The sequence below is a fragment of the Bradyrhizobium agreste genome (assembly GCF_016031625.1).
GTDB classification, from domain to species: domain Bacteria; phylum Pseudomonadota; class Alphaproteobacteria; order Rhizobiales; family Xanthobacteraceae; genus Bradyrhizobium; species Bradyrhizobium agreste.
The window spans coordinates 192,256-214,437 of sequence record NZ_JACCHP010000017.1 but is presented as its reverse complement, the minus strand read 5'-3'; the positions used below and the strand labels follow the sequence as shown (position 1 = coordinate 214,437).

Annotated in this window: 20 protein-coding genes and 1 pseudogene; 7 read left to right on the top strand and 14 right to left on the bottom strand. The window is 64.3% G+C overall.

Features of this window, described 5'->3' with window-relative positions; genetic code table 11:
- Positions 1–4: 4 nt before the first annotated feature.
- Positions 5–2,107, bottom strand: coding sequence for a type II secretion system secretin GspD (gene gspD, locus HZZ13_RS24690; protein WP_311972751.1), 2,103 nt, complete (start codon positions 2,105–2,107; stop codon positions 5–7).
- Between the two features lie 446 nt (positions 2,108–2,553).
- On the opposite strand from gspD, the gene gspG reads away from it, so the two are divergent.
- Both gspG and HZZ13_RS24680 read left to right on the top strand, forming a co-directional pair.
- Positions 2,554–3,024, top strand: coding sequence for a type II secretion system major pseudopilin GspG (gspG, locus tag HZZ13_RS24685; protein ID WP_197962096.1), 471 nt, complete (start codon positions 2,554–2,556; stop codon positions 3,022–3,024).
- 318 nt (positions 3,025–3,342) lie between these two features.
- On the top strand, positions 3,343–3,801 hold the full coding sequence (locus HZZ13_RS24680) for a GlcG/HbpS family heme-binding protein (RefSeq protein ID WP_197962095.1): 459 nt from the start codon (positions 3,343–3,345) through the stop codon (positions 3,799–3,801).
- A gap of 227 nt (positions 3,802–4,028) precedes the next feature.
- Here the strand turns inward: HZZ13_RS24680 and HZZ13_RS24675 are convergent, their stop codons facing one another.
- Positions 4,029–4,811 (bottom strand): enoyl-CoA hydratase/isomerase family protein, encoded by a 783-nt coding sequence (locus HZZ13_RS24675; protein WP_197962094.1) that lies wholly within the window; start codon positions 4,809–4,811, stop codon positions 4,029–4,031.
- 166 nt (positions 4,812–4,977) lie between these two features.
- Here HZZ13_RS24675 and HZZ13_RS24670 point away from each other — a divergent pair, with 166 nt between their 5' ends.
- Positions 4,978–6,363: a caspase family protein gene (locus tag HZZ13_RS24670; protein ID WP_197962093.1), complete on the top strand. Its 1,386-nt coding sequence runs from the start codon at positions 4,978–4,980 to the stop codon at positions 6,361–6,363.
- Here the strand turns inward: HZZ13_RS24670 and HZZ13_RS24665 are convergent.
- The 5 genes from HZZ13_RS24665 to HZZ13_RS24645 form a co-directional block, all read right to left on the bottom strand.
- Positions 6,336–8,462 (bottom strand): molybdopterin oxidoreductase family protein, encoded by a 2,127-nt coding sequence (locus tag HZZ13_RS24665; RefSeq protein WP_197962092.1) that lies wholly within the window; start codon positions 8,460–8,462, stop codon positions 6,336–6,338. The genes HZZ13_RS24670 and HZZ13_RS24665 overlap by 28 nt on opposite strands.
- A 162-nt stretch (positions 8,463–8,624) precedes the next feature.
- Positions 8,625–9,431 carry an SDR family NAD(P)-dependent oxidoreductase gene (locus HZZ13_RS24660; protein ID WP_197962091.1) on the bottom strand — a complete coding sequence of 269 codons (807 nt, stop codon included), beginning with the start codon at positions 9,429–9,431 and terminating at the stop codon, positions 8,625–8,627.
- Between the two features lie 22 nt (positions 9,432–9,453).
- Positions 9,454–10,746, bottom strand: a complete 1,293-nt coding sequence (locus tag HZZ13_RS24655; protein WP_197962090.1) for a TRAP transporter large permease — start codon at positions 10,744–10,746, stop codon at positions 9,454–9,456.
- On the bottom strand, positions 10,737–11,288 hold the full coding sequence (locus HZZ13_RS24650; protein WP_197962089.1) for a TRAP transporter small permease: 552 nt from the start codon (positions 11,286–11,288) through the stop codon (positions 10,737–10,739). Before HZZ13_RS24650 ends, HZZ13_RS24655 begins: the two co-directional genes overlap by 10 nt.
- A 64-nt stretch (positions 11,289–11,352) precedes the next feature.
- Positions 11,353–12,324: a TRAP transporter substrate-binding protein gene (locus HZZ13_RS24645; protein WP_197962088.1), complete on the bottom strand. Its 972-nt coding sequence runs from the start codon at positions 12,322–12,324 to the stop codon at positions 11,353–11,355.
- A gap of 238 nt (positions 12,325–12,562) precedes the next feature.
- On the opposite strand from HZZ13_RS24645, the pseudogene HZZ13_RS36970 reads away from it, so the two are divergent.
- Positions 12,563–12,671, top strand: a pseudogene (locus HZZ13_RS36970) (cyclase family protein); the annotation flags it as partial.
- A 10-nt stretch (positions 12,672–12,681) separates the two neighbouring features.
- Here the strand turns inward: HZZ13_RS36970 and HZZ13_RS24640 are convergent.
- From HZZ13_RS24640 to HZZ13_RS24635, 3 genes are all read right to left on the bottom strand, one after another.
- Positions 12,682–13,410 carry a Crp/Fnr family transcriptional regulator gene (locus HZZ13_RS24640; RefSeq protein ID WP_197962087.1) on the bottom strand — a complete coding sequence of 243 codons (729 nt, stop codon included), beginning with the start codon at positions 13,408–13,410 and terminating at the stop codon, positions 12,682–12,684.
- 281 nt (positions 13,411–13,691) lie between these two features.
- Entirely contained in the window at positions 13,692–13,817 is a 126-nt protein-coding gene (locus HZZ13_RS37250; protein WP_283817188.1) for a hypothetical protein, read from the bottom strand.
- Between the two features lie 96 nt (positions 13,818–13,913).
- Positions 13,914–14,627, bottom strand: coding sequence for a helix-turn-helix domain-containing protein (locus HZZ13_RS24635; protein ID WP_197962086.1), 714 nt, complete (start codon positions 14,625–14,627; stop codon positions 13,914–13,916).
- A 151-nt stretch (positions 14,628–14,778) separates the two neighbouring features.
- Between HZZ13_RS24635 and HZZ13_RS24630 the strand changes: the two genes are divergently transcribed.
- Positions 14,779–15,096, top strand: a complete 318-nt coding sequence (locus HZZ13_RS24630) for a c-type cytochrome (RefSeq protein ID WP_197962085.1) — start codon at positions 14,779–14,781, stop codon at positions 15,094–15,096.
- A gap of 6 nt (positions 15,097–15,102) precedes the next feature.
- Here the strand turns inward: HZZ13_RS24630 and HZZ13_RS24625 are convergent, their stop codons facing one another.
- The 3 genes from HZZ13_RS24625 to HZZ13_RS24615 are packed head-to-tail and all read right to left on the bottom strand — an operon-like array spanning position 15,103 to position 18,116.
- Positions 15,103–16,206: an ABC-type transport auxiliary lipoprotein family protein gene (locus tag HZZ13_RS24625; RefSeq protein WP_197962084.1), complete on the bottom strand. Its 1,104-nt coding sequence runs from the start codon at positions 16,204–16,206 to the stop codon at positions 15,103–15,105.
- A 3-nt stretch (positions 16,207–16,209) separates the two neighbouring features.
- A complete protein-coding gene (locus HZZ13_RS24620; protein WP_197962083.1) occupies positions 16,210–16,977 on the bottom strand; it encodes an ABC transporter ATP-binding protein in 768 nt (255 codons plus the stop codon).
- A 2-nt stretch (positions 16,978–16,979) separates the two neighbouring features.
- The gene (locus HZZ13_RS24615) at positions 16,980–18,116 is read right to left on the bottom strand and encodes an ABC transporter permease (RefSeq protein ID WP_197962082.1); all 1,137 of its coding nucleotides are present in this window, start codon (positions 18,114–18,116) and stop codon (positions 16,980–16,982) included.
- Between the two features lie 173 nt (positions 18,117–18,289).
- On the opposite strand from HZZ13_RS24615, the gene HZZ13_RS24610 reads away from it, so the two are divergent.
- Together HZZ13_RS24610 and HZZ13_RS24605 are read left to right on the top strand one after the other, a co-directional pair.
- Positions 18,290–18,565 carry a hypothetical protein gene (locus HZZ13_RS24610; protein ID WP_197962081.1) on the top strand — a complete coding sequence of 92 codons (276 nt, stop codon included), beginning with the start codon at positions 18,290–18,292 and terminating at the stop codon, positions 18,563–18,565.
- The gene (locus tag HZZ13_RS24605; protein WP_197962080.1) at positions 18,566–19,054 is read left to right on the top strand and encodes a phage holin family protein; all 489 of its coding nucleotides are present in this window, start codon (positions 18,566–18,568) and stop codon (positions 19,052–19,054) included.
- A gap of 397 nt (positions 19,055–19,451) precedes the next feature.
- On the opposite strand, the gene HZZ13_RS24600 is transcribed toward HZZ13_RS24605, so the two are convergent.
- A complete protein-coding gene (locus tag HZZ13_RS24600) occupies positions 19,452–22,145 on the bottom strand; it encodes a bifunctional acetate--CoA ligase family protein/GNAT family N-acetyltransferase (RefSeq protein ID WP_197962079.1) in 2,694 nt (897 codons plus the stop codon).
- Positions 22,146–22,182: the final 37 nt, after the last annotated feature.

Here is a 22,182-nt window from a genome sequence, read left to right as displayed (position 1 = left end):
CCGCCTACTCCAGGGTCCTGCGCAACTTCTGTTCGGGGGTTCGCGGAGGTAGGGGCCGCCGCCCGTACGGCATGATGATCGCAAGCTCGCGCCTGAATTCATCTGTCATCTGCCGGGCTTCGTTCAGGTTCCGGATGACGTGAGGCGCGATCATGATGACGAGCTCGGTCTTGCCGATCAGGTCTTCCTTCATCCTCATTGCGTTTCCGAGGATCGGGATATCTCCAAGGACTGGAATCTGCGTCCGCGTCTTGGTTCTCTTGTCCTGAATGAGCCCACCCAAAGCGAACGCTTCGCCGTCATTGACGACGACCGTCGTCCTCACGCGCCGCTGGCTGATCGTCGGAGAATTGATCGACGATGTGGTCGTCTCGGAAACGGTCGACACTTCCTGCTCGATGTCGAGCATGACCCGTCCGCTTTCGCTGATCCGTGGCGTGATCGAGAGAATGACGCCGGTGTCCTTGTAGCTGACAGAATTCACGACCGGCGCCCCCGGCGTCAACACGCTGACGGCCGATTGCGTGGTGATCGGCACCTGGTCGCCGACCTGAAGAGCCGCGGTCCTGTTGTCGGCAACGGTCAGCGAGGGAGATGAGATCACATTCACGTCGGTGATCTCATTAAGCGCCGTCAGCGTCGCCGCGATATTGGACGCCCGCACCGCATAGTTGAAGCCTGGAAATACCGAGCCGATCGACCCCGAAAGATCGTCGGTCAAGGTACCGCTCTGGTTCTTGTTGCTCAGGAACCATCGCAGGCCGAAGCGCAACTCGTCCTTCAGGGTCACCTCGGCGATCATCGCCTCGATCAGAACCTGGTTCGGGATGACGTCGAGCGTACCGATCACACGAGCGACACGCCGATAGTCGGCGGCGGACGCCTCGATCAGGACCGTATTCTTCGCTTCGTCGGCAACGACCTTGATGCGTGGCCCGCCCGTGCTGTCGTCCTTACCGATCTGAAGCGAGGATGTTGTTTCCGGCCCGGTATCCGCGGCTTTTGCGGCGGACGGAGCGCCGGGTTGCGAACCACCCATGCCGCCCAAGCCGCCGGATTGCATAGACGCACCTGCCTGTTGCTTCATACCCGACGTCTGAGCGCTCACCTCGGTATACTGTGGGGCGACGCTGCGGGTACTACCGCTGTCGCTGCCGCCATCCTTGCCCTGGGTGAACATGGATTGCAGGACGCTGACCAACTCCGTGGCGCGCCGGTTTTGCACCACGTAAGTATAGAATTGCTTCTCGGTCCCCTCGCCGCGGTTGTCCAGCCGACGAATCCAGGTCGTTGCCCGCGACAAATATTGGGGTTGAGGCGTGATGACAAGAATGGCGCCCATTCGCTTGTTGGGCAGAAAACGGACCATTCCTGCCATCGGGCCTTCCCGATCGGAGTCAAAGACCTTGCGAAGTTCGTCGGTGATAGCGGCCGGATCGCTTGCTTTGACGGGCACGATACCAAAGGACATGCCCTTCATCACGTCGACATCGAAGACACTGATGGCATCAAGGACGCCGCTGATATCCTTGTCGTTGCCTGACAGCGTGATGGTGTTTCGGGCATCGTCCGTCCGGACGATCGTACCGCGCGGCGAGATCGGCTCGACCACGCGGCGGATCTCCGAAGCGCTCACATATTTGAGCTGCACGACGCGCAAACTCGAGGCGATGGCGCCGGTGCCGTCCGGATCGCCGTCGATCTGGAGGTTCGCCCCCACAGCGGCCTGGTCGAGCGCCACAATCTTGTACGCACCGCCCGCGTAGATCAGCGCCGCGTTGTTGGAACGGAGCGCGGTCTGAAAGAGGTTGAGAGCGGCCGACCGCGGGATCGGTCCTGGACTTTGGAGCGTAACCTTCCCGTCGATACCCGGATCAATCGTATATTTTGCGGCAAGCAGGTCGCCGAGCACCGTTTTTGCGGCTTGAGCGACGGATGCATTGAGCAGGTTGAGTGTGACGCCATCCCCCGCCTCTTCGGGGGCCGCCCCTGTCGAGCCCGTTGGCTTGCTGCCGAGGAAACGTCCCGAACCGTTGAAGAAAACCGGCTCGCCCGTCGTTCTTGGCCCTAGCGGAGATGGTATGGCCTGATTGCTGTAGCTGCTCACGGCAGCGGTTCGCGCTGCCGGCGGTGGAGCATTCCAGGCCTCTCTCACGCTATCAGAAGAACTTTCAATCAGTGCAGTCTGACAGGCAGTAAGGCCTAGCAGAAGGCTGAGAGAAGCCAGTCTAGCTAGGCGCTTGTGACAGATTGCTGACACCGACAACTCCGCTGACTCAAAAACGCCAGCGACTTCGCAATCAGTCCTTGGTTAGATGCAGGGGAATTGCTCCAACCGCTTATCACGATCGGCCCGTATCAACTGTCCCGCCCACACAAAACCAGCGGCAACGATAGCGCTTGGGTTTGGTCCAACAGAACTATAGCCCAGCGACATCACACCGCGTGGTTGGGCCCCGGTTTTTCCACAACTATCGCCAGATTGCACAGGACGAAACCTTGGTCGTCTCTGATTTTGCAGATACGACAAAAGGAGCAATGTCAGGTTGAGCAATGCGCAAGTATCAGCAGTGTTTAGATCCGCTAAAGAGGCGTGTTCCCCGCCTGTTGCAGGAGGACGGGTTCACACTCGTCGAAATGCTGGTCGTGATTACCATCATAGGTCTGGTCGTGGGTCTTGTCGGCCCCCGCGTTCTCAATCATCTTTCTGATTCAAAGACGAAGGCGGCCAAGATTCAGATTGAGGGGTTAGCTCAAGCGCTTGACCTCTACTATCTCGACAATGGCTCATATCCGCCCACGAATGTTGGCCTGACCGCGCTGGTGCAGAAGCCAAACAGTGCCGAACGCTGGAATGGCCCTTACTTGAAGGGTAATGCGGTGCCGAACGACCCATGGGGCAAACCGTATACGTATGCATTCCCGGGAACGCACGGGCTCGCCTATGATCTTGCGTCCCTTGGAGCCGACGGTCGCGAAGGGGGGACCGAGCAGGCGGCCGATATCGTCAATTGGCAGAAGTAACGTGAGTAGCCGTTCGAAGACGGGGGACGAACTATCGAATACGATCAGGCGAATATTGTTTGCCGGAACGAAGATGCTCACTACGGAAAGCGTAGCAATCAGTCCAGTTTCTGAGGGTCTGACAGCTGGCCTACCTGCTCGACAATGGAGCACAGCAGGACCCTTTGCTAAATTAAGTGTCTCGAACCTGGGCAAGTAAACCGACAAGCTTATGTTTCCTATCAGTCAATCGCGTCGAAGCCACAGACAACTTTCACACGGGCCCAAGAGTCTCGCACGTGGGGACTCACCGACTAAAAGCGACTTGGCCCAATTGCGATGCGCCGCCTTCATAATCAACTAGGTCAGAGACGGAGCGCGAAGGGGCGGCGCAGAAGCGATACCTCCAGAGCCGCCTTCGCAAAGGCCGGCGAGCTCAAGCTGAAGCCGCTGGTCGTCACCATCCTGGACGCGCGCGGCGTGCTCAAGCTCGCGGCCGCGCAGGACGGCACCAGCCTGATGCGCGCCGAGATCGCGCATGGCAAGGCCTACGGCGCGCTCGCCATGGGCATGGGCTCGCGGGCTTTGTTCCAGCGCGCGCAGGAGCAGGCCTATTTCATCGATGCCGTGAACACGATTGCCAAGGGCGCATTGGTGCCGGTCCCCGGCGGCGTGCTGATCATGGACGGCGCGACCCTGCTCGGCGCGGTCGGCGTCTCCGGCGATACGTCGGACAATGACGAGGCCTGCGCGGTGGCGGGTATTCAGGCGGCGGGATTGAAGGCGAACGCGGGGTAGGATGCCGTAGGGCCCGAGTTTGCGCGAAGCTCAGTTGGCTGGAATCATCGACCTCTTCTGGTCGCATGCTCTCGTGCCCCGGACGCAGCGCAGCGCCCCTTGCGGTGCGCTGCAGAGCCGGGGCCCATGTCACCGCATGTCTCCGCGCCGCCTTCTGGGTCCCGGCTCTGCGCAGCAACGCTAACGCGTTGCAGCGCGTCCGGGACACGAGAGCTGCGCTCCATCCCCTACCGCCCCGTCCAGACCGGCTTCCGCTTCTCGCTGAACGCTTTCAGGCCTTCCTTGGCGTCCTCGGTCATCGCGAGCAGCGCGATCTGGCTTTCGGTGTAGGCGATGCTCTCGTCGAACGACATCGAGGCGATCGCGCGCATGGCGTATTTGCCGCGGCGGATCGCGGTCGGCGATTTGTCGACGATGCGGCCGATCAGCCAGTCGACCTTGGCATCTAACTCGGCGGCAGGCACGACGTAGTTGAGCAGGCCGGCGGCCTGCGCGGCTTTGGCGTCGAACGGCTCGCCCGTCAGTGCCCATTCGTTGACGAGACGGGACGGAGCGATGCGCTGGAGCAGGCTCAGTACCTGCATTGGGAACACGCCGACCTTCACCTCCGGCAGGCCGAAGACGACGTGATCGGCCGCAACCGCCATGTCGGTCATGCAGAGCAGGCCCATGCCGCCGGCCATGCAGACGCCGCCGACCCGCGCAATCGCCGGCTTGGTGGCGTTCTGTGACAAACGTAACAGATCGGCATAGTCGACATTTGGTTTGGAATGATCCATCGCGAAAGCCGCGCCGGAATTCTGCAGGTCGGCGCCCGCGCAGAACGCCTTGTCGCCCGCGCCCGTCAGCACGATGACGCGGACGTCCTTGTCGTCATGCGCGTCGCGATAGGCTCTTGTGATGCCGGCGATGACCTCGCCGTTCAGCGCGTTGCGTTTCTCCGGCCGGTTGATGGTGATCCAGAACGCCTGCCCGCGCTTCTCGGTGATGATAGCTGTGGTGTTGGTCATGGCATGCTCGCTTGCTTGGTCCCGTTTTGCAGCCATTTGCGGCAGCTCGGGCCGCGCGCGCAAGGGCAATCTGCGAGGTCGCGTCAGCATAGCGCGTGGGCGCAACTTCGCTTCGCGATTGAATTGGGGCTTGCGCGCGTTATCCTGACCGGAGATTTGAGCACCGATGAGCCATTTCATGCGCGCCGCATTGATGTTGCTGCTGGCAGGACTGGTCGTGCTGAGCGGCGGCGCCGCATGCCATGCGGCCGACGCCGCACGAATCGCGCTGGTGATCGGCAACGCGAAATATCCCGACAATGAGTTCGTCCTCAGCGAGGTCGCCAATGATGCCCAAGACATGGCCGACGAATTGAAGCGCAGCGGCTTTGTCGTCGACAGGCAGAGCAATATCACCGGCGATGCCATGCGGCAGGTGCTGGGCCGCTTCTACGACCGCATCGAGCGCGGCACGGTAGCGCTGATCTTCTTCGACGGCTTTGCCATCCAGTCCAACCGTCAGACCTATCTGCTGCCGGTCGACGCCCAGATCTGGACCGAGCCGGACGTCTCGCGCGACGGCTTCAGCCTCGACACCATCCTCGCCGAGATGAACACGCGCGGTGCCGCGATCAAGATCGCGCTGATCGACGCCTCCCGCCGCAACCCGTTCGAGCGGCGCTTCCGCCGCTATTCGGCCGGCCTGGCGCCGGCGATCGCACCGAGCAATACGCTGGTGCTCTACTCCGCTGCACTCGGCGCGGTCACGGCGAGTGGCAAGAGCGATCGCAGCCTGTTCGTCGCCGAACTGCTGCGCGAAATGCGCGCACCGAACATCAGCGCCGACCAGGCCCTGACCAACACCAAGAACGGCGTCGTTGCCGCCACCAAGCGCGAGCAGGTTCCCTGGCTATCTTCCTCGCTGACGACGGACTTCTCGTTCGCAGGCACGGCGGCGCGGCCGCGGGACGATGCGGCTCCGACCAAGCCGGAGCCGCAGACAGTCGAGCCGCAGAAGCCGGTCTGCGAGGTGCCCCAGGCGGAGCCCGCCCCGAATACGGACGAGCTGGCACGAGATCCCGTCATCGCCGATCTCAGCCGCAAGATCACGGCCAACGCAAACGATGTCACCTCGCGCTACAAGCGCGGCCAGGTCTACGCGATCAAGCGCGCCTATGCGCTCGCGATGCAGGATTTCGACGCGGTGCTCCGCCGCGCGCCCAGAGACGCGGAAGCCTTGAATAACCGTTGCTGGACCCGGGCTGCGACCGGCGACCTGCAAGGCGCGCTCGCCGACTGCAATCTGGCGCTCCAGATCAACCCGGGCTTGAGCGACGCGCTCGACAGCCGCGGGCTCGTCAACCTCAAGCTCGGACGCAATGCCGAGGCGATCAAGGATTATACCGACGCGATCCAGCGCAACCCCCGCTCCTCATCCTCGCTGTTCGGCCGCGGCATCGCCGCGCGCAGAAGCGGCGGCGACGGCGCCGCCGACATCGCGCAGGCGAAGGCGATGAACCCGAACATTGCGAAAGAATTCGTAAGTTACGGCGTCAAGGAATGCGGGCCCTGAGCTGAGGCCGCCTTCCTGATCCAGACCTTGTTGTCGTGGAACGCCGCGCCGCCGATCGGTGCGACGGCGTCCGCGCCGGTCAGCATGTTGATGCCGCGGCCGCCGATATGGTTGCTGTTGGGATGAACGGATTCGGCGATCAGGACGCCGCGCTGCACGCCCTCGAACAGCTTCGCGATCAGCGTGGCCTCGCCGCGGCCATTGCCGAGCGTCACCGCATCGCCATCGGCGATGCCGAGCGCGGCGGCGTCGAGCGGGTGGATCATCACGCTGGCCCTGCCCTCGCGCGCCTGCGAGGACGGCGTCTCGTTGAAGGTGGTGTTGAGGAAGCTGCGCGAGGGGCTGGTCGCGAGCCGGAACGGATGGGCCTGGTCGGCATGCTCGATCACCGCCCAATGATCCGGCAGACCGGGCATCTTGTCGACGTCGCCCATGATCTGGCCGAACGGCGGATGCGCCCAATCGGCTTTGAAATGGAACTTGCCGTCGGCGTGAGCGAAGCCGTCGAGATAATGCGAGGTGCGGAAATCCGGCTGCAGATCGCGCCAGATGTCGGCCTCGAGGCCGGCGATGTCGCCGTGATTGCTCAGCTTCAATGTCGCGTCGATCAATTCGCGCGGGCTCATCTCGAAGCCTGGATGCCGGGCGCCGAGCCGCGGCGCCAGTGCCTGCAACACCTCGTGGTTGGAGCGGCATTCGCCCGGCGGGTCGATCAGCTTCGGCCCGACCGAGATGTGCTGGTGACCGCCGCCGTAATAGAGGTCGTCATGCTCCATGAACATGGTCGCCGGCAGCACGATGTCGGCCATCTGCGCCGTCTCGGTCATGAACTGCTCGTGCACCGCCACGAATAGATCCTCGCGCGCAAAGCCTTGGGCGACCAGCGCCTGCTCCGGCGCCACCGTCATCGGATTGGTGTTCTGGATCAGCAGCGCCTTGACCGGGCCCCTGCCGCGCAAGGCCTCGGCGTCGCCGGTGAGGATGCGGCCGATCTTGGACTGGTCGAGCGCGCGGACGCTCGGGTCAATCGCATCGTGGCCTTCGATGATGGATTCGTTGAAGTGCCACAGCGCGTAATTGTTGAAGAAGGCGCCGCCGCCTTCATATTGCCAGGCGCCGGTCACCGCGGGGATGCAGTTTGCGGCGTGCATCTGCGTCGCGCCGTTGCGGCTGCGCGTAAAGCCGTAGCCAAAGCGGAAGAAGGTGCGCTTGGTTTCGCCAACGGCTTTGGCGAAGGCCTCGATCTCCGACACCGGGACGCCGCAAATGGCCGAGGCCCATTCCGGCGTGCGCGTCTTCAGATGCGCCTCGAGCTCGGCCGGGCAGTCGGTGTACTTGTCCATGTAGGCGCGGTCGGCATAGCCGTCGCGGAACAGGACATGCATGACGGCGCAGGCGAAGGCGCCGTCGGTGCCGGGGCGCAGGATGATCCTGATGTCGGCCTGCTTCATGGTGTCGTTGTCGTAGATGTCGACCGCCGCGATCCTCGCGCCGCGCTCCTTGCGGGCGCGCGAGGCGTGCGTCATCACGTTGACCTGGGTGTTGACGGGATTGGTACCCCAGATCACGACGAGGTCGGACAGCGCCATCTCGCGCGGATCGACGCCGGCGATCTTGCCGGTGCCGATCGCAAATCCGATGCGCGCGACATTGGCGCAGATGGTCTGATAGAAGCGAGAATATTTCTTCACATGCGTGAGGCGGTTGAGCCCGTCCCGCATCACGAGCCCCATCGTCCCCGCATAATAATAGGGCCAGATCGATTCCGCACCGAACTCGCGCTCCGCCTGGTTGAACCGGTGGCCGATTTCGTCCAGCGCCTCGTCCCAGGAGATCCGCGCGAACTGCCCTGAACCTTTGGGCCCGGTGCGGCGCAGCGGATAGATCAGCCGCCCGGGATGATGGATGCGCTCGGCATAGCGGGCGACCTTGGCGCAGACGACGCCGGCGGTGTAGGTCTGCTTCTTCGAACCGCGGACGCGGCCGATGCTGCGGCCTTCGACCACCTCGACATCGAGGGCGCAGGCCGAGGGGCAATCATGCGGACAGGTCGAATGGCGGATCTCGATCTTCGTGTCGATCTTGGCGTGCTGGTTCATGTCCCAGTTCGTAACACCAAAATACCGGCCAGCCGAGCGCATTTATCCGGCAAGCCCCATGCGATTTGCTCAAACTGCGCGCCGGAGCTTCCTGCTGCGGTTGCGAAGGAGGCCGGCCAGTGAGCCGCACTAGGTGAAAGCGCAACCCGAGCTGCGCCTGTGCTACTTATGCAACTGGGTGAGGCCGGTCGGCGGGCCGTCGACGGCGGTCCAGCCGCCGTCGACGAACAGCGTGCTGCCGCTGACATAGCTCGCGGCATCCGAGGCGAGATAGGCGACCGCGGTTGCGACCTCGTCGGCGCTGCTCCAGCGGTTGAACACGGTGTGGCCGGCGTAGAGATTGTAGATGTCGGGGCGCTGCTTGAACGGGCCGGTCAGCGCGGTCTCGGCGATGCTCGGGGCGATCGCGTTGACGCGCACGCCGGCATGGCCGACCTCGGAGGCAAAGCCCTTCACCAAGAGGCCGATCGCCGCCTTGGTCGAGCCGTAGACGCCGAGACCGGGCTCGATGGTCACCGCGCGGACCGAGGAGCAGGCGATGATGCTGCCGCCCTTCTGCGCGACCATGATGCGGCCGAAGGCCTGGAAGAAAAAGACCGTGCCCTTGACGTTGAGGTTGAGGACGCGGTCGAGATCCTCCTCGGTGTAGTCGAGGATGGTCTTGCGGATGTTGAGCCCAGGCGTCGTCACCGCGATGTCGAGCCGCGGAAACTTCTGCATCACGGTTTTCGCGAGTGCGTTGACGTCCGCGGCGCTTGCGGCGTCGCAGCCGGCTGCTTCCGCCCAACCGCCCTTGTCGCGAATGCCGGCGGCGGTCGCCTCCGCTGCGTCGAGCGCGCGATCGGCGCAGACGACCCGGGCGCCGAGATCCGCAAGCGCTTCGGCCGACGACCTGCCGATGCCGGATGCAGCGCCGAGAACGAGCGCGGTCTTGCCGGTGAGATCGAACAGCTTGCGATAATCCGTCACTGACGATGTCTCCCTGGTGCTGCTAGCCCTTGTAGCCCATCAGGAGGCGCGGCAGCCACAGCGAGAATGCAGGGACGTAGGTCACGAACATCAGTGCCGCGATCAGCGCGGCATAGAACGGCAGGATGGTGCGCATCACCGCGCCGACCGAGATGCCGCCGATGGCGCAGCCGACGAATTGCGTCGTTCCGACCGGCGGCGTGTTGAGCCCGAGGGCGCAATTGATCAGCATCAGCATGCCGAACTGCACCGGGTCCATGCCCGCCTTCATCGCGATCGGCAGGAAGATCGGGGTGCAGATCAGGATGGTCGCCGCCATGTCCATGAACGTGCCGAGCACGAACAGAATGACGTTGATGAGCAGGAAGATCACCCAGGGCTGCGTCGACACCTTGCTCATCATCGCGCCGGCGAGATCCGCCACCTCGTAAAGTCCCATCAGGTACTGGAACATGGTGGAGACGCCGATCAGCAGCAGCACCACTCCCGTCGTCTTCACCGCCTTGGCGGCGGCGCGCAGGAAGTTGCCCCAGGTCATGCTGCGGTAGATGAGGAAGGTCAGCAGGATCGTGTAGGTGACGGCGATGGCCGCCGATTCGGTTGCCGTGAAGACGCCGGACAGGATGCCGGCCAGGATGATGCCGACGATCAAAAGCCCCGGCAACGCGGCTGCCAGCGAACGAACCACCTCGGCCCAGCCCGGGAACTTGCCGGCGGGATAGCCGCGCTTCACCGCGACCGCGTAGGCGGCAACCAGCATGCAGATCATCAGCACCAGCGCCGGCAGCAGACCGGCGGCGATCAGCGCGCCGATCGAGACCTTGCCGCCGGCCGCCAGCGCATAGATGATCATGTTATGGCTGGTCGGCATCAAGGCGCCCACGAGCGAGGCGTGGGTGGTGACGTTGACGGCGTAGTCGGTGTCGAACCCCTCCTTCTTCATCATCGGGATCATCACCGCGCCCATCGCCGACACGTCGGCGACGGGCGAGCCCGAGACGCCGCCGAACAGCGTGCAGGCAACCACGTTCGACATGCCGAGCCCGCCGCGGATGTGCCCGACGAGGTTCTTGGCGAGCTGCACGATCTTGTCGGCGACGCCGCCATGCAGCATCAGCTCGCCGCTGAAGACAAAGAACGGGATGGCGAGGAAGGAGAAGATGTTCATCCCCGACATCATCTGCTGGAAGATGACGGCGACTGGCAGGCCTTCGTAGAGAATGGTGCAGATGGCCGACAGGCCGATCGCGAAGGCGACCGGTACGCCGAGGATCAGAAAGCCGAAGAAGGTGGCGCCGAGGATGATCAGTTCCATGACGGGACGACCTCTTCGCCGCGCAGGAGAGCAATGATGTGCTCGATGGAAAACGAAACGATCAGGATGCCGGAGGCGATCAGCGGCACGTAGCGGATCACCTCGGGCAGGCCGAGATTGGGGATCTTCACGGTGCCGACCGACGCGCCGAGGATCCAGCCGTTATAGGCCATGGCGAGGCCGAACACGGCGACCAGAACGTGGATCACGATCTCGATCTTCTCCCGCGCGTGATCGGGGAGCATGACCAGCAGGCTGTCCATGCCGATATGCCCGGCATCGCGTACGCCGACGGCGGCGCCGATCAGCGTGACGTAGAGGATCAGGACCAGCGCCAAATTCTCCGTCCAGGTCGGGCTGGAGTTGAGCACGTACCGTCCGAACACCTGGTAGAAGACGATGGCGACGATGACGAGCAGGCCGCTCACCGACAGGTACATGCCAAGGCGCGCGATGGGGGCATTGACCCGCGACAGCAAGCCCGTGGACGGGCGTGCCGCTACGGCGCCCTGCTCGTGACTTGCGATGTGTGGGTCTGTCATGGCCGCGCCTCCTGAGGTGTCCGGTGCCGCCTCGCGGCGACGCCGGACCCGGTCCCCGAATGTCTTACTTCGTGTCCTGGATGCGCTTGACGAGGCTCTGCAGCTTCTCGTCGCCGGCGAACTTCTGGTAGACCGGCTTCATTGCATCGACGAACTCCGCCTTGTTGGCGATCGTGACGACCTGAACGCCGGCGGCTTCGACCGTCTTGCGGGCGGCCTGCTCACGCTCGTCCCAGAGCTTGCGCATGACGGGCACCGATTCCTTGGCTGCCTTGCGGACCATCGCCTGGTCCTCCTTGCTCAGCGTGTCCCAGACCTTTTTCGAGATCACGAGAACTTCGGGCGCGAGGGAGTGCTCGGTGATGTTGTAGAACTTGGCGGCCTCGAAATGCCGGGAGGATTCGTAGGACGGCCAGTTGTTCTCGGCAGCGTCCACGAGGCCGGTCTTGAGCGCGGTGTAGACCTCGCCATACGGCATCGGCGTCGGGTTGGCGCCGAGGCTCTGGATCATGCCGACCCACAGGTCGGATTGCTGGACGCGGATCTTCAGGCCCTTCAGATCGGCAAGCGATTTGACCGGTGCCTTGACGGTGTAGATCGAGCGCGCGCCGCTGTCGTAATAGGCAAGGCCCACCAGGCCCGCGGGCTCCATGGCCGCCAGGATCTCATCGCCGATCGGACCGTCGAGCACGGTGCGCATGTGCTGCGTATCCCGGAAGACGAAGGGCAGGCACAGGGCGATGGTCTCGGGCACGAAATTGTTCAGCGGCGATGCATTGATCCGCATCATGTCGAGCGCGCCGATCTTGAGTTGCTCGATCGTGTCCTTCTCCGAGCCCAGGGCCCCGTTCGGAAACACCTTCACGCCGAGCTTGCCGCCGCTCGCCGCCGCCAGCTGCTTGCCCATGAACTTGACCGCCTCGACGGTCGGATAATCGGCGGGGTGAACGTCGGCGGAGCGGAAATCGCGTGCGGTGGCCAGGGGTGCTGAGACCGCCAGTGCAACGGCTGTGATGATACCGGTGAGCGTCTTCATTTGGGCTTTCCTCCTGGGTTGATCGGATTGATTGTATCGTTGTCGGCCCGGCTGCAGGCCGCCTTGGGTCGCTCCGCTTCAGGTGTGAAGTCAAGCGCCAATGTCGTCCGTAGGGCGGGCGGCATTCTCTGTCCAAGCCAAATCCGGCATCGATCGATGCAAGACTTGCATCGATCGATTTCTGGCGCAATTCGCACTATGGTGGGTAGGGCGGGCTGGCTCGACGTCGCTGGCCCGTGACTTGACGCCTCGGCCATCGACCGGATTCACGATCTCGTGCGTCCCGGTGAAGATCGAGCGCGCCTCCGCAGGGCTGGACCCGCGCGGTCGCCATCATCGACAATTAGGCCGACGCCGTCACTCGCCGTCGAGGCCGCTCTCGGCGAGCTCGCGCAGCGCGTCCGTATCCAGCACGACGATGGCGCCGTGCTCGAGGCGGACCCAGTTGCGGCCGGCCCAGGCGCGCAATTGCTTGTTGATGCTCTCGCGCGTCATCCCGACCATCTCGCTGATCTCCTGCTGCGTGATGGCGAGCGTGCCGCTGCCGGAATCCAGCTTGCGCTCTTCGGTGAGACCGAGCAGTGCACTGGCAAGCCGGCCCGGCAGATTCTGCAGGATCACCTGCTCGACCTGCTGACTGGTCCAGCGCAGACGCGCGCACAACAGCTCGATGAACTTCATCGCCAGCGCCGGCTGGCTCTTCACGAACGGCAGGAAGTCCCGGCGATCGATGACGTAGAGTTCGCAATTGGTATTGGCGGTCGCATCCGCCGACCTGGGAGCGCCGTCGAGCACGGCGATCTCGCCGAAGATTTCTCCCGGGCCGATCAGATTGAGGATCGCGTTCCGTCCATCAGGCGAGGAGGAGGAAATCTTGACCGTCCCCGCGATCACCGCGAACAGATTGTTGCCGGGATCGCCCTTGGCGGCGATCGTCGCGCCACGCTTGACGGTGGTGTGCTTGGCGTAGCGGCAGAGCTGATCCAGCGCCTCCGGCTCCAGATCCGCGAAGATCGGGTGCTTGCGCAGGACCGATAGTTTGTGACCCGCCTGTTGTCGGGGGTCGCCGGTCTTGTCCTGAGGCACGCCGCGGGGCTCCTAAGACTACGAGGCATCGAGGTCCTGCGTAGTCAACGTTACCAGGCATTTCAACCGGAAAGCACGTGCGCGATTTGAGGCAAATGCCACGAAAAGGCCGTAACGTCGGAAGTCAGCAGCCGAAAGCTGCGGCGATGCGCCTCTCTCGACGCAGAGTTGCGGATTGCGCAAACCGCGATTGCGTTGAGACGCTGCCGAGGGCCAGCGCCCCCGCCTGGGCGAATATCGACCCCAGGCGCGCTGGCCTCAGACCAAACCTGCAGAAGGCTTCAGGGCCTGGAATCCGGATCGAGCCGGCCCGCGCTGGTTTGCCGGTCTGCCCAAGCCAGAACTGCGCCAAACACGACGAAGATCGCGACGACGACAACGGTCACCAGCAACGCATCAGCGGGCATCATCCCCTCCCGGATCTGTTTCCGGCATTATTTTGCGGGGCATGGCCGGCGTCATTGATCGGGATCAAATTTGCCGAAGACGCCGTGGACGGGAGGTCAGGCGGCGGCCATGGCCTCGACGCGGGCCGGATCGAGCAGGGTGATGCCGCCATGAATGATCTCGATCACGCCCAGACGCTCCAGTTTGGTGAAGGTGCGGCTGACGGTCTCGATGGTCAGGCCGAGATAATCGGCGATATCCTGGCGGCTCATTGGAAGCGCTACCATGTCGGACAGACCCATGAGCGAGACCAGCCGCTCACGCCAGCCAAGCAGAAAGGTCGCCACCTTCTCATCGGCCGAGCGTCGGCCGAGCAGGACCATGTGGTCGCGAGCCTGGCTCAACTCGCGAATGGCCAGCTCGTTGATCCGCCTGAGCAATTGCGGCCGGCCCTCGATGAAACGGCCGAAGGGCCCTTTTGGGAATTGGCAAACGTTCACCGCGCCGATCGCATCGGCCGAAAAATTGTGACGGCCGGACAGATTCATTCCCAGGAAATCACCGGGCAAGGCAAAGCCGACGATCTGCCGCCGGCCGTCAGGCAGCAGCTTGTACAGCCGCATGACGCCTTCGAGGACGTTGTAGAACGAGGTCGTGATGTCCTCCTCGGAAAACACGGTCTCGCCCGAACCAAAGTGGACGCGGCGGCCGAGATGCTCGAACTCCCGGAGTTCGGCCGCATCCAGCGACGAGCAGACCGCCGCTCCGCGAACGGCACAATCGTCGCAAAAATGCCCGTTCGGCTCACTCGTGACCGCGAAAGGCTTCATCCACCGCTCCCCGCGCCGGCCGCTCCCGACGTCAGGCCGAGTCCACCGCGCGGCTGCATTTTACTGCACCGTGCCGCAGCCGATTGACTCAGATCAAATTCGGCTGGCACCCCCCTCTTATTCTGCTTTCACGGTTCGACGGGATGATTCCATGCTGCAAAGCGCACTGCGTCACGGCCTGATTGGGCTGCTTCTGATCACGCCTGCGCTAGCGGCCCCGACAGCCGAACAACGCGGCAAGGCTCTTGCCCGAGCCAATTGCGCGCGCTGTCACGCGATCGACCGCGCCTCCAGGAGCCCGCTGGAGATCGCGCCCCCGCTGCGCAACCTGCATCGGCGCTATCCGATCAACAGCCTCGGCGAAGCGCTGGCCGAGGGGATCTACACCGGACATGCCGACATGCCGGCCTTCGAGTTCAGCCCGGACCAGATCCACGACCTGCTGTCCTATCTGAAGACGCTGGAATAGTCGGCCTCACACCGCCTGCACGGTCCATCCGATCAGCTCCTTGGCGATGCGCGCGAAGGCCGCATCGAAGGCGGCGACTGAAGCGGCCGGTTCGACCTTGTCGAGCTTTTCGCTGGTCTCGATGAGCCGCGATGCGATCACCTTGCCGTTCTTGTCGACGATCCGCGCCGACAGTCCGATCTCGGCCCGAGCTTCCCCGTCCGTGGCGATCCGAAAGCACCGGATGTCGATCAGGAGCTGGTAATCCGCCGGCCCGAGGTCCGTCGTGCGCAGTGGGGCGTGGGCGATGTCGTAATTCTCGAAACTGTCGATGAGGCGCGCCTGCACCAGTTTCGGAATGCTGTCAGCCCAGAGGAAGTCCGCAAAGCCCGGCCTGTCCCCGCTCGGCGCGAACAGCATGCGCTGGGTCTGCAGCATCGCCACGGCCGTCGGCTCGGGAATGGCCAGTGAGGCGGCTAGCATCTTGCCGGCCGGCCCGAGATTCTGGGGCGTGCGCAGGTCGTAGGTGATCTTCTGCGCCGGCGTGCCGCCGCCGGTCATCTTCTCGAGGCCCGCCAGGATGCCGTCGATCTTGCCGGCGTTGCGTGCGAGCCCGTCGGAGAAGGTCTTGAAATTGGCAATGGTGTCCTTCAGCGGGCCGGAATTGTCCTGAAGCACGGTGTCGACCCGCCGCAGCGCCTCGCGCGCCGCCTGCGTCATGCTCTGGCCTGCGCCGGCCTCCGCAATCAGGGTTGGCAGCTCGCCGGACTTGGCGACGATCATGCCGCCCACCAATGTCACCACGGGAACGCCGGTCAGGCCCTGGAATTCGAGACCGACCTTGGTGTCGGCACGCACCGGCGTCGCCGTGGCGACCGAGATCGTCGCATTGACGAAGCGCGGGTTATCGGGCGCGAGCCCGAGCTGGGTGACCTCTCCGACCCGAATGCCGTTGAACAGCACGCCGGCGCCGACCAGGAGGCCGGGCACCGGGCCCTGGAATTGGACGTGATAGCTCGTGCGCGGCCCAATGCCGCCGGTGTTGTTGAGCCAATAGACGAAGCCGAACACCGCGACGATCGCGGCCAGCACGAAACTGCCGATCAGCACATAGGGAGCGCGGGTTTCCATCTCTCATCTCATCTCGTGTTGCAGCATCTGCGAGCGCTTGCCGTGGAAATAAGCACGCACCCAGGGATGCTCGGATTGCAGCAATTCGCGCATCGGGCCGATCGCCACGATCTTGCCGTCGGCGAGCGCGGCGACGCGGTCGCAGACCGTGGTCAGGCTCGCAAGGTCATGGGTCACCATGAACACGGTGAGCTCCAGGGTCTTTTGTAGCGTCTTGATCAGCGCGTCGAACTCGCCGGCGGCGATCGGGTCGAGGCCCGAGGTCGGCTCGTCCAGGAACAGGATCGGCGGATCGAGCGCGAGCGCGCGCGCCAGCGCCACGCGCTTGGTCATGCCGCCGGACAGCTCCGCCGGATATTTGTCGGCGTCCTCGGCACGCAGGCCGACCATTTCGAGCTTGGCGATCGCGATCTCGTCCATCAGCTCCTGCGACAGGACGAGATTCTCGCGCAAGGGAAACTGGACGTTCTGGCGCACCGTCAACGAGGAGAACAGCGCGCCCTGCTGAAACAGGATGCCCCATGCCGTCGCTGCGCCGCGGCCGTGGCCGCCGGCGGGTTGTCCCATGACCTCGATGGTCCCGCTCCGGCGCGGGATCAGCCCGATGATGGTCCGCATCAGGACCGACTTGCCGCCGCCGGATGCGCCCACCAGCCCGAGGATCTCGCCGCGGCGAACGTCGAGCGACAGATGGTCGAGCACGGTCTGGCGGCCGAAGCCGACCACGAGATCGCGGACGCGGATCGCGAACTGGTCTTGGAATGCGTCCATCGTCACATTCCGATCGAGGCAAAGAAGACCGCGAACAGACCGTCGAGCACGATGACCAGGAAGATCGATTTCACAACCGAGGTCGTGGTCTGCCGCCCCAGCGACTCGGCGCTCCCCTTGACGCGCAATCCCTCGCTGCAGGCCACGATCCCGATCACCAGCGCCATGAACGGCGCCTTCAGGATGCCGACCTCGAAATGGGTGACGGAAATAGCCTCGTGCAGGCGCGCGATGTAGATCGCCGGCCCCATGTCGCCATAGAACTGCGCGACGAGCCCGCCGCCGTAGAGCGCGGCGATCGATCCGATGAAGGTGAGGATGGGCAGCGCAATGACCAGGGCCGCAACGCGCGGCAGGATCAGGACGTCGACCGGATCGAGCCCCATGGTCGAGAGCGCGTCGATCTCCTCGCGCATCTTCATCGAGCCGAGCTCGGCGGTGTAGGCGCTCCCCGACCTGCCGGCGACCATGATGGCGACGATCAGCACGCCGAGCTCGCGCAGCACCAGGATGCCGACCATGTCGACCGTATACGATTCCGCGCCGAATCTGCGGAAGTGGAAGAAGCCCTGCTGCGCGATGATGGCGCCGATCAGGAAGGTGATCAGCGTGACGATGGGGATCGCCTGCCACCCGATGCGGTAGAGCTGATACACCAGCGAGGTCAGCCGCAGCGAACGCGGCCGGCGCAGCACGCCGATGATGGCCATGAACAAGGCGCCGAGCATCTGGAGGAAGATCGTGATGTCTTCCCGCGCGCCGACCGCGGACTTGCCGAGCTCGCCCAGCCTCGCCAGAACCGGATTCGGCGCAGCGCTCGGACCCGGTGTGTGGCGGTTGACCTGGCGCACCTCGTCCAGCAGCCCGCTGAAATGATCGGCGACGCCGACGAACTCGGCTGGCCGGCCTGACGAGGCGGCCCTGCGCGACAGCTTCTCCAGGACCCAGGCGCCGAGCGTATCGAGCGCGCTGATGCCCGACATGTCCAAGGTGACGGCGCGTGAGCGATCGACGTCGGTCCCGACCGAACGGGACAAAGTCTCGAGCGTCATCACGTTCGCGGCGGTCCATGGCCCCTCGGGGCGCAATTTCAGCACGTCGCCGGACGGTGTCACGTGCAGCAGCGGTTCGTGGTTCACGCTTTCCACCTCATCGGGACAATTGGTCCCCAGCCGGCATTTCTAGGCCAGCATGTGGCGGCCGGATTGACCTGTCTCAACAGACCCGAACACGCCCGCCTCTTGACGCAAATCAAGCGCGATCGCGCCGGCGGGTCCTAGGCTCGCTTGGGTTCAATGGGGACACTAGATCCATGTTCGACAGTGACAGGATGAGCGAGGAATTGCAGGCGTTGAAGGTCGACGTCACCCGCCTCTTGAGCACCGCCGGCGAGGAGATGTTCGAGAGCTCGAAAGCTCGCACCGAAGCGCTCGCCGGTCAGGTCAGGGCCGCGCTCGCCGAGCTCGGCGAGACCGTCGAACAAGAGGGGGAGCAGCTCCAGGACCTCGTTGCGGAGCGTCCGATCAGCTCGCTCGCCTCCGCCTTCGCACTGGGCGTGGTTGTCGGCTTCATGCTGAGGAGACACTAGGTGAATACCGAGAATGTCGTCAAACATCTGCGCGTGCTGTGGCGCACCGACAGGATCATCGCCGACATCAGGCTGCGCCATTTGCTGATCGGCCTCGGGCTGCGCGCCTTCGCGGCGCTGATCGCCGCGTTCGGGCTGCTGATGCTGGAGCTGTCGGCCTATTTCGCGTTGGTGCAGATCTGGAGCGCGATTGCCGCGGCTGCCATCCTCGGCGCCGTCAATTTCGTCATCGCGGCCGCTCTCTTCCTGATCGCCGGCCGCGCTCCGTCGGGGCGTGACATCGAGCTCGCCAACGAAATTCATGACACCTCCATCGAAGCCCTCCAGCTCGAGGCGCGTGCGCTCCAGGCCCAGGTGTCAGGCGCGGTGCATCATCCGCTCAGCACGATCGTGCCGATGCTGATGCCGCTGATCGCGATCATCATCAAGAATCTGCGGACGTCGGCCAGGACATCCGCCGACGCAAATTCGGCTGAAGCGCGCTCCTGAGACGCCCGCCGTTGGCGGGCCCTCAGGATGAGGTTCGAGGGCGGCTACGCCAGAACGCTGCCTCCCAACAAAAATTCGAAAACAACCCCATGCACAGTAGACCGCCCCTGTCAGAACAAGGACTTGCGGGATGGACGAAGCATTTTCGGATTTACGAAATAAATCCTGGCACGTCGGGCAAAACAGTGGCATACTAGCATCATCGCAACAGTCACGAGCGTCACGGCCTGAAAGCCGCGACCATCCCGACGCGGTTGCGCATAAACCCTTCATCGACATTTCGAAATTCGCATTCGCGCACAGCGCGCCTGCGCCGCCAGAAGGACTCAGTGCGCAAGCGGGAGGGGAGTACACCTCCGTCGTGCCACAAACCTGATTCAGCGCGCAGGTCCGGACGTCAGAGCTTCAGCCTGACGTCGCAGATTTCAGGCTCGGCCGGGTCCGGCCTGACCTCGAAGCCGAGCTGCCGGCACATGTCGAGCATCACGGTGTTCTCCTGCAGCACGTCGCCCGATATGGTCTTCAATCCTTCCGACCGCGCGTAGTCGATGATCAGCTGCATGAGGGCCCAGCCGAGCCCCCTGCCCTTCAGGTCGGACCGCAGCAGGATCGCGTATTCGCCGGTCTCGTAGATCGAGTCGGAATGGAGCCGGACCACGCCGACCATTTCGCCGGTGGCCTCGTCGAATGCGATGAAGGCCATCGCGCGCGCATAGTCGAGCTGGGTCAGGCGTGCGATGAATTCGTGCGTGAACTCCTTCATCGGGGCGAAGAAGCGCAGGCGCAGGTCGTGTGCCGTGACGTGACGCAGGAATTCGTGGATGGTCGGCTCGTCCTCGGGGCGCATCGGGCGCACGAAGATGCGCCAGTCGTCCTTGAGCTCGAGGCGGCGCTCCCATTGCGACGGATAGGCGCGAACGGCGAAATTGGCCGGACCGGAGCCGGCGAACTTCCGCTGCGGCGGCCCGACCGCGACGCGGGCGTCCACCGCGGTCACGCCGGTTTCGTCCGCCAGCAACGGATTGATGTCGAACTCGCGGATCTCGGGAATGTCGGCCGCCATCTGCGCCAGCTTGACCAGCACCATGGCGACGGCGTCCTGCTTGACCGCCGGCACGTCGCGATAGGACTTCAACAGCCGTGACACGCGCGTGCGGTCTATCAGATCGCGGGCCAGTTGCAGGTCGAGCGGCGGCAGCGCCAGCGCCTTGTCGTTGATGATCTCCACTGCCGTGCCGCCGCGGCCGAAAACGACCACCGTGCCGAAGGTCGGATCGTCGGCGAGACCCAGGATCAGCTCGCGTGCCTTTGCTTTGACGACCATGGCCTGGACGATGACGCCGCCGATGCGGGCCTCGGGCCGCAGCTTTCTGGCTCGCGCAAGAATGTCGGTGGCCGCCGCACGCACGGCCTCCGGCGTCGTCAGATTGAGCACGACACCGCCGACGTCGGATTTGTGGGTGATGTCCCGCGACATGATCTTCAGCACGACGGTGCCGCCTTGCGCGAAGATATCCTTTGCATAGGTCACCGCCTGCTCGACATCGGCCGCCGCATAGGTCGGCACCATCGCGATGTCATAGGCTTCGAGCAGGTGCTTGATCTCGACAGGTTCGAGCCACTGGCGGCCGTCCGCGATCGCCGCCGTGACGATCTCCCTGGCCCCCCTGGCATCCGGAACGAACGTATCGGGCATCGCGGGGGGCACCTGGCTCAGCTCCTCCACCACTTCCCGGTGCCGGACCAGATGCATGAAGCCGCGCACGGCATCGTCCTCGGTCGGATAGTTCGGCACCCCGGCGCTGGAGAGTGCCTGGATGATGTGCTGATCGGCGCCGACCCAGGCCGCCAGCACGGGCTTTGCCCATCGGCGGTGCTGCTCGCGATACTTAGCCACGAGCTCCGTCACGGTCTTGGCGATCTCGGCGGCCGATGCGATCGCCGTCTGCACGTTGAGGACGAGGACTGCGTCGTTGTCGCGATCGGCCAGCAATTCCTCCAGCGCCGCAGCATAACGCGCAGCGTCGGCGTCGCCCACGATGTCGACGGGGTTTGCACCCGACCAGGTCGGCGGCAGCGCCGCATCGATCTTCCCGCGCGCATCAGTCGAGATCGTCGCCGGAATACCTCCGAGCTCGACCAATCGATCGACGGCGAGGACGCCGATGCCGCCACCGTTGGTCAGGATGGCGAGACGCTTTCCCGTCGGCGATTCGACCCGGCCGAGGGTCTCGGCACAGTCGAACAGCTCGCGCAGATCGGATACCCGCAGCACGCCCGCGCGGCGGAACGCCGCATCATAGACGGCGTCGGCACCGGCGAGCGCCCCGGTATGCGTGGCAGCGGCCTTCGCACCCTGCGCCATGCGGCCGGACTTCACCACCACGACGGGTTTCACCCGCGCGGCCGCGCGCGCCGCCGACATGAACTTGCGCGCATCCTTGATCGCCTCGATGTAGAGCAGGATCGCGCGGGTCTTGTGATCCATCGCGAAATGGTCGAGCAGATCGGCAATGTCGACGTCGATCTGATCGCCGATCGAGACGATGCCGGAGAAGCCGACGCCGCGCTGCGCGGCCCAATCCACCATGCCAGCGGCAATGGCACCCGACTGCGAGATCAGCGCGAGGTTGCCGGCCCCCGGCATGTGCGCGGCGAAACTGGCATTCAGGCTGACGCCCGGCATCATGATGCCGAGGCAGTTCGGCCCGATCAGCCGCATGCCATGTTTGCGGGCAGCAGCGCTAGTCGCCTCCTGCAGCGATCCCGGTCCCTGGCCGAGACCGGCCGAGACGATCAGCGCACCCGCAGACCCGCGACGTCCGGCCTGGTCGACGATGCCCGGAATCTCGCCCGCGGGCGCGGTGACGACGACGAGCTCGGGCACGAAGTCCAGCCTGTCCAGGCTCTTCACCGCCGCAAGACCGCCGATCTCGGCGTGGCGCGGATTGACGAGGCCAAACCGCCCCTTGAATCCGGCCTGGCGAATGTTCTCCAGAACCGCGCGTCCAACGGACGCCGGACGCGCGCTCGCGCCGACGAGCGCGACCGAGCGCGGCGACAGCAGATTGTTCAGACGGTAAGTCGACATGAAAACAAATGCGCCGCGTCGGCGGCGGTTCCGATGA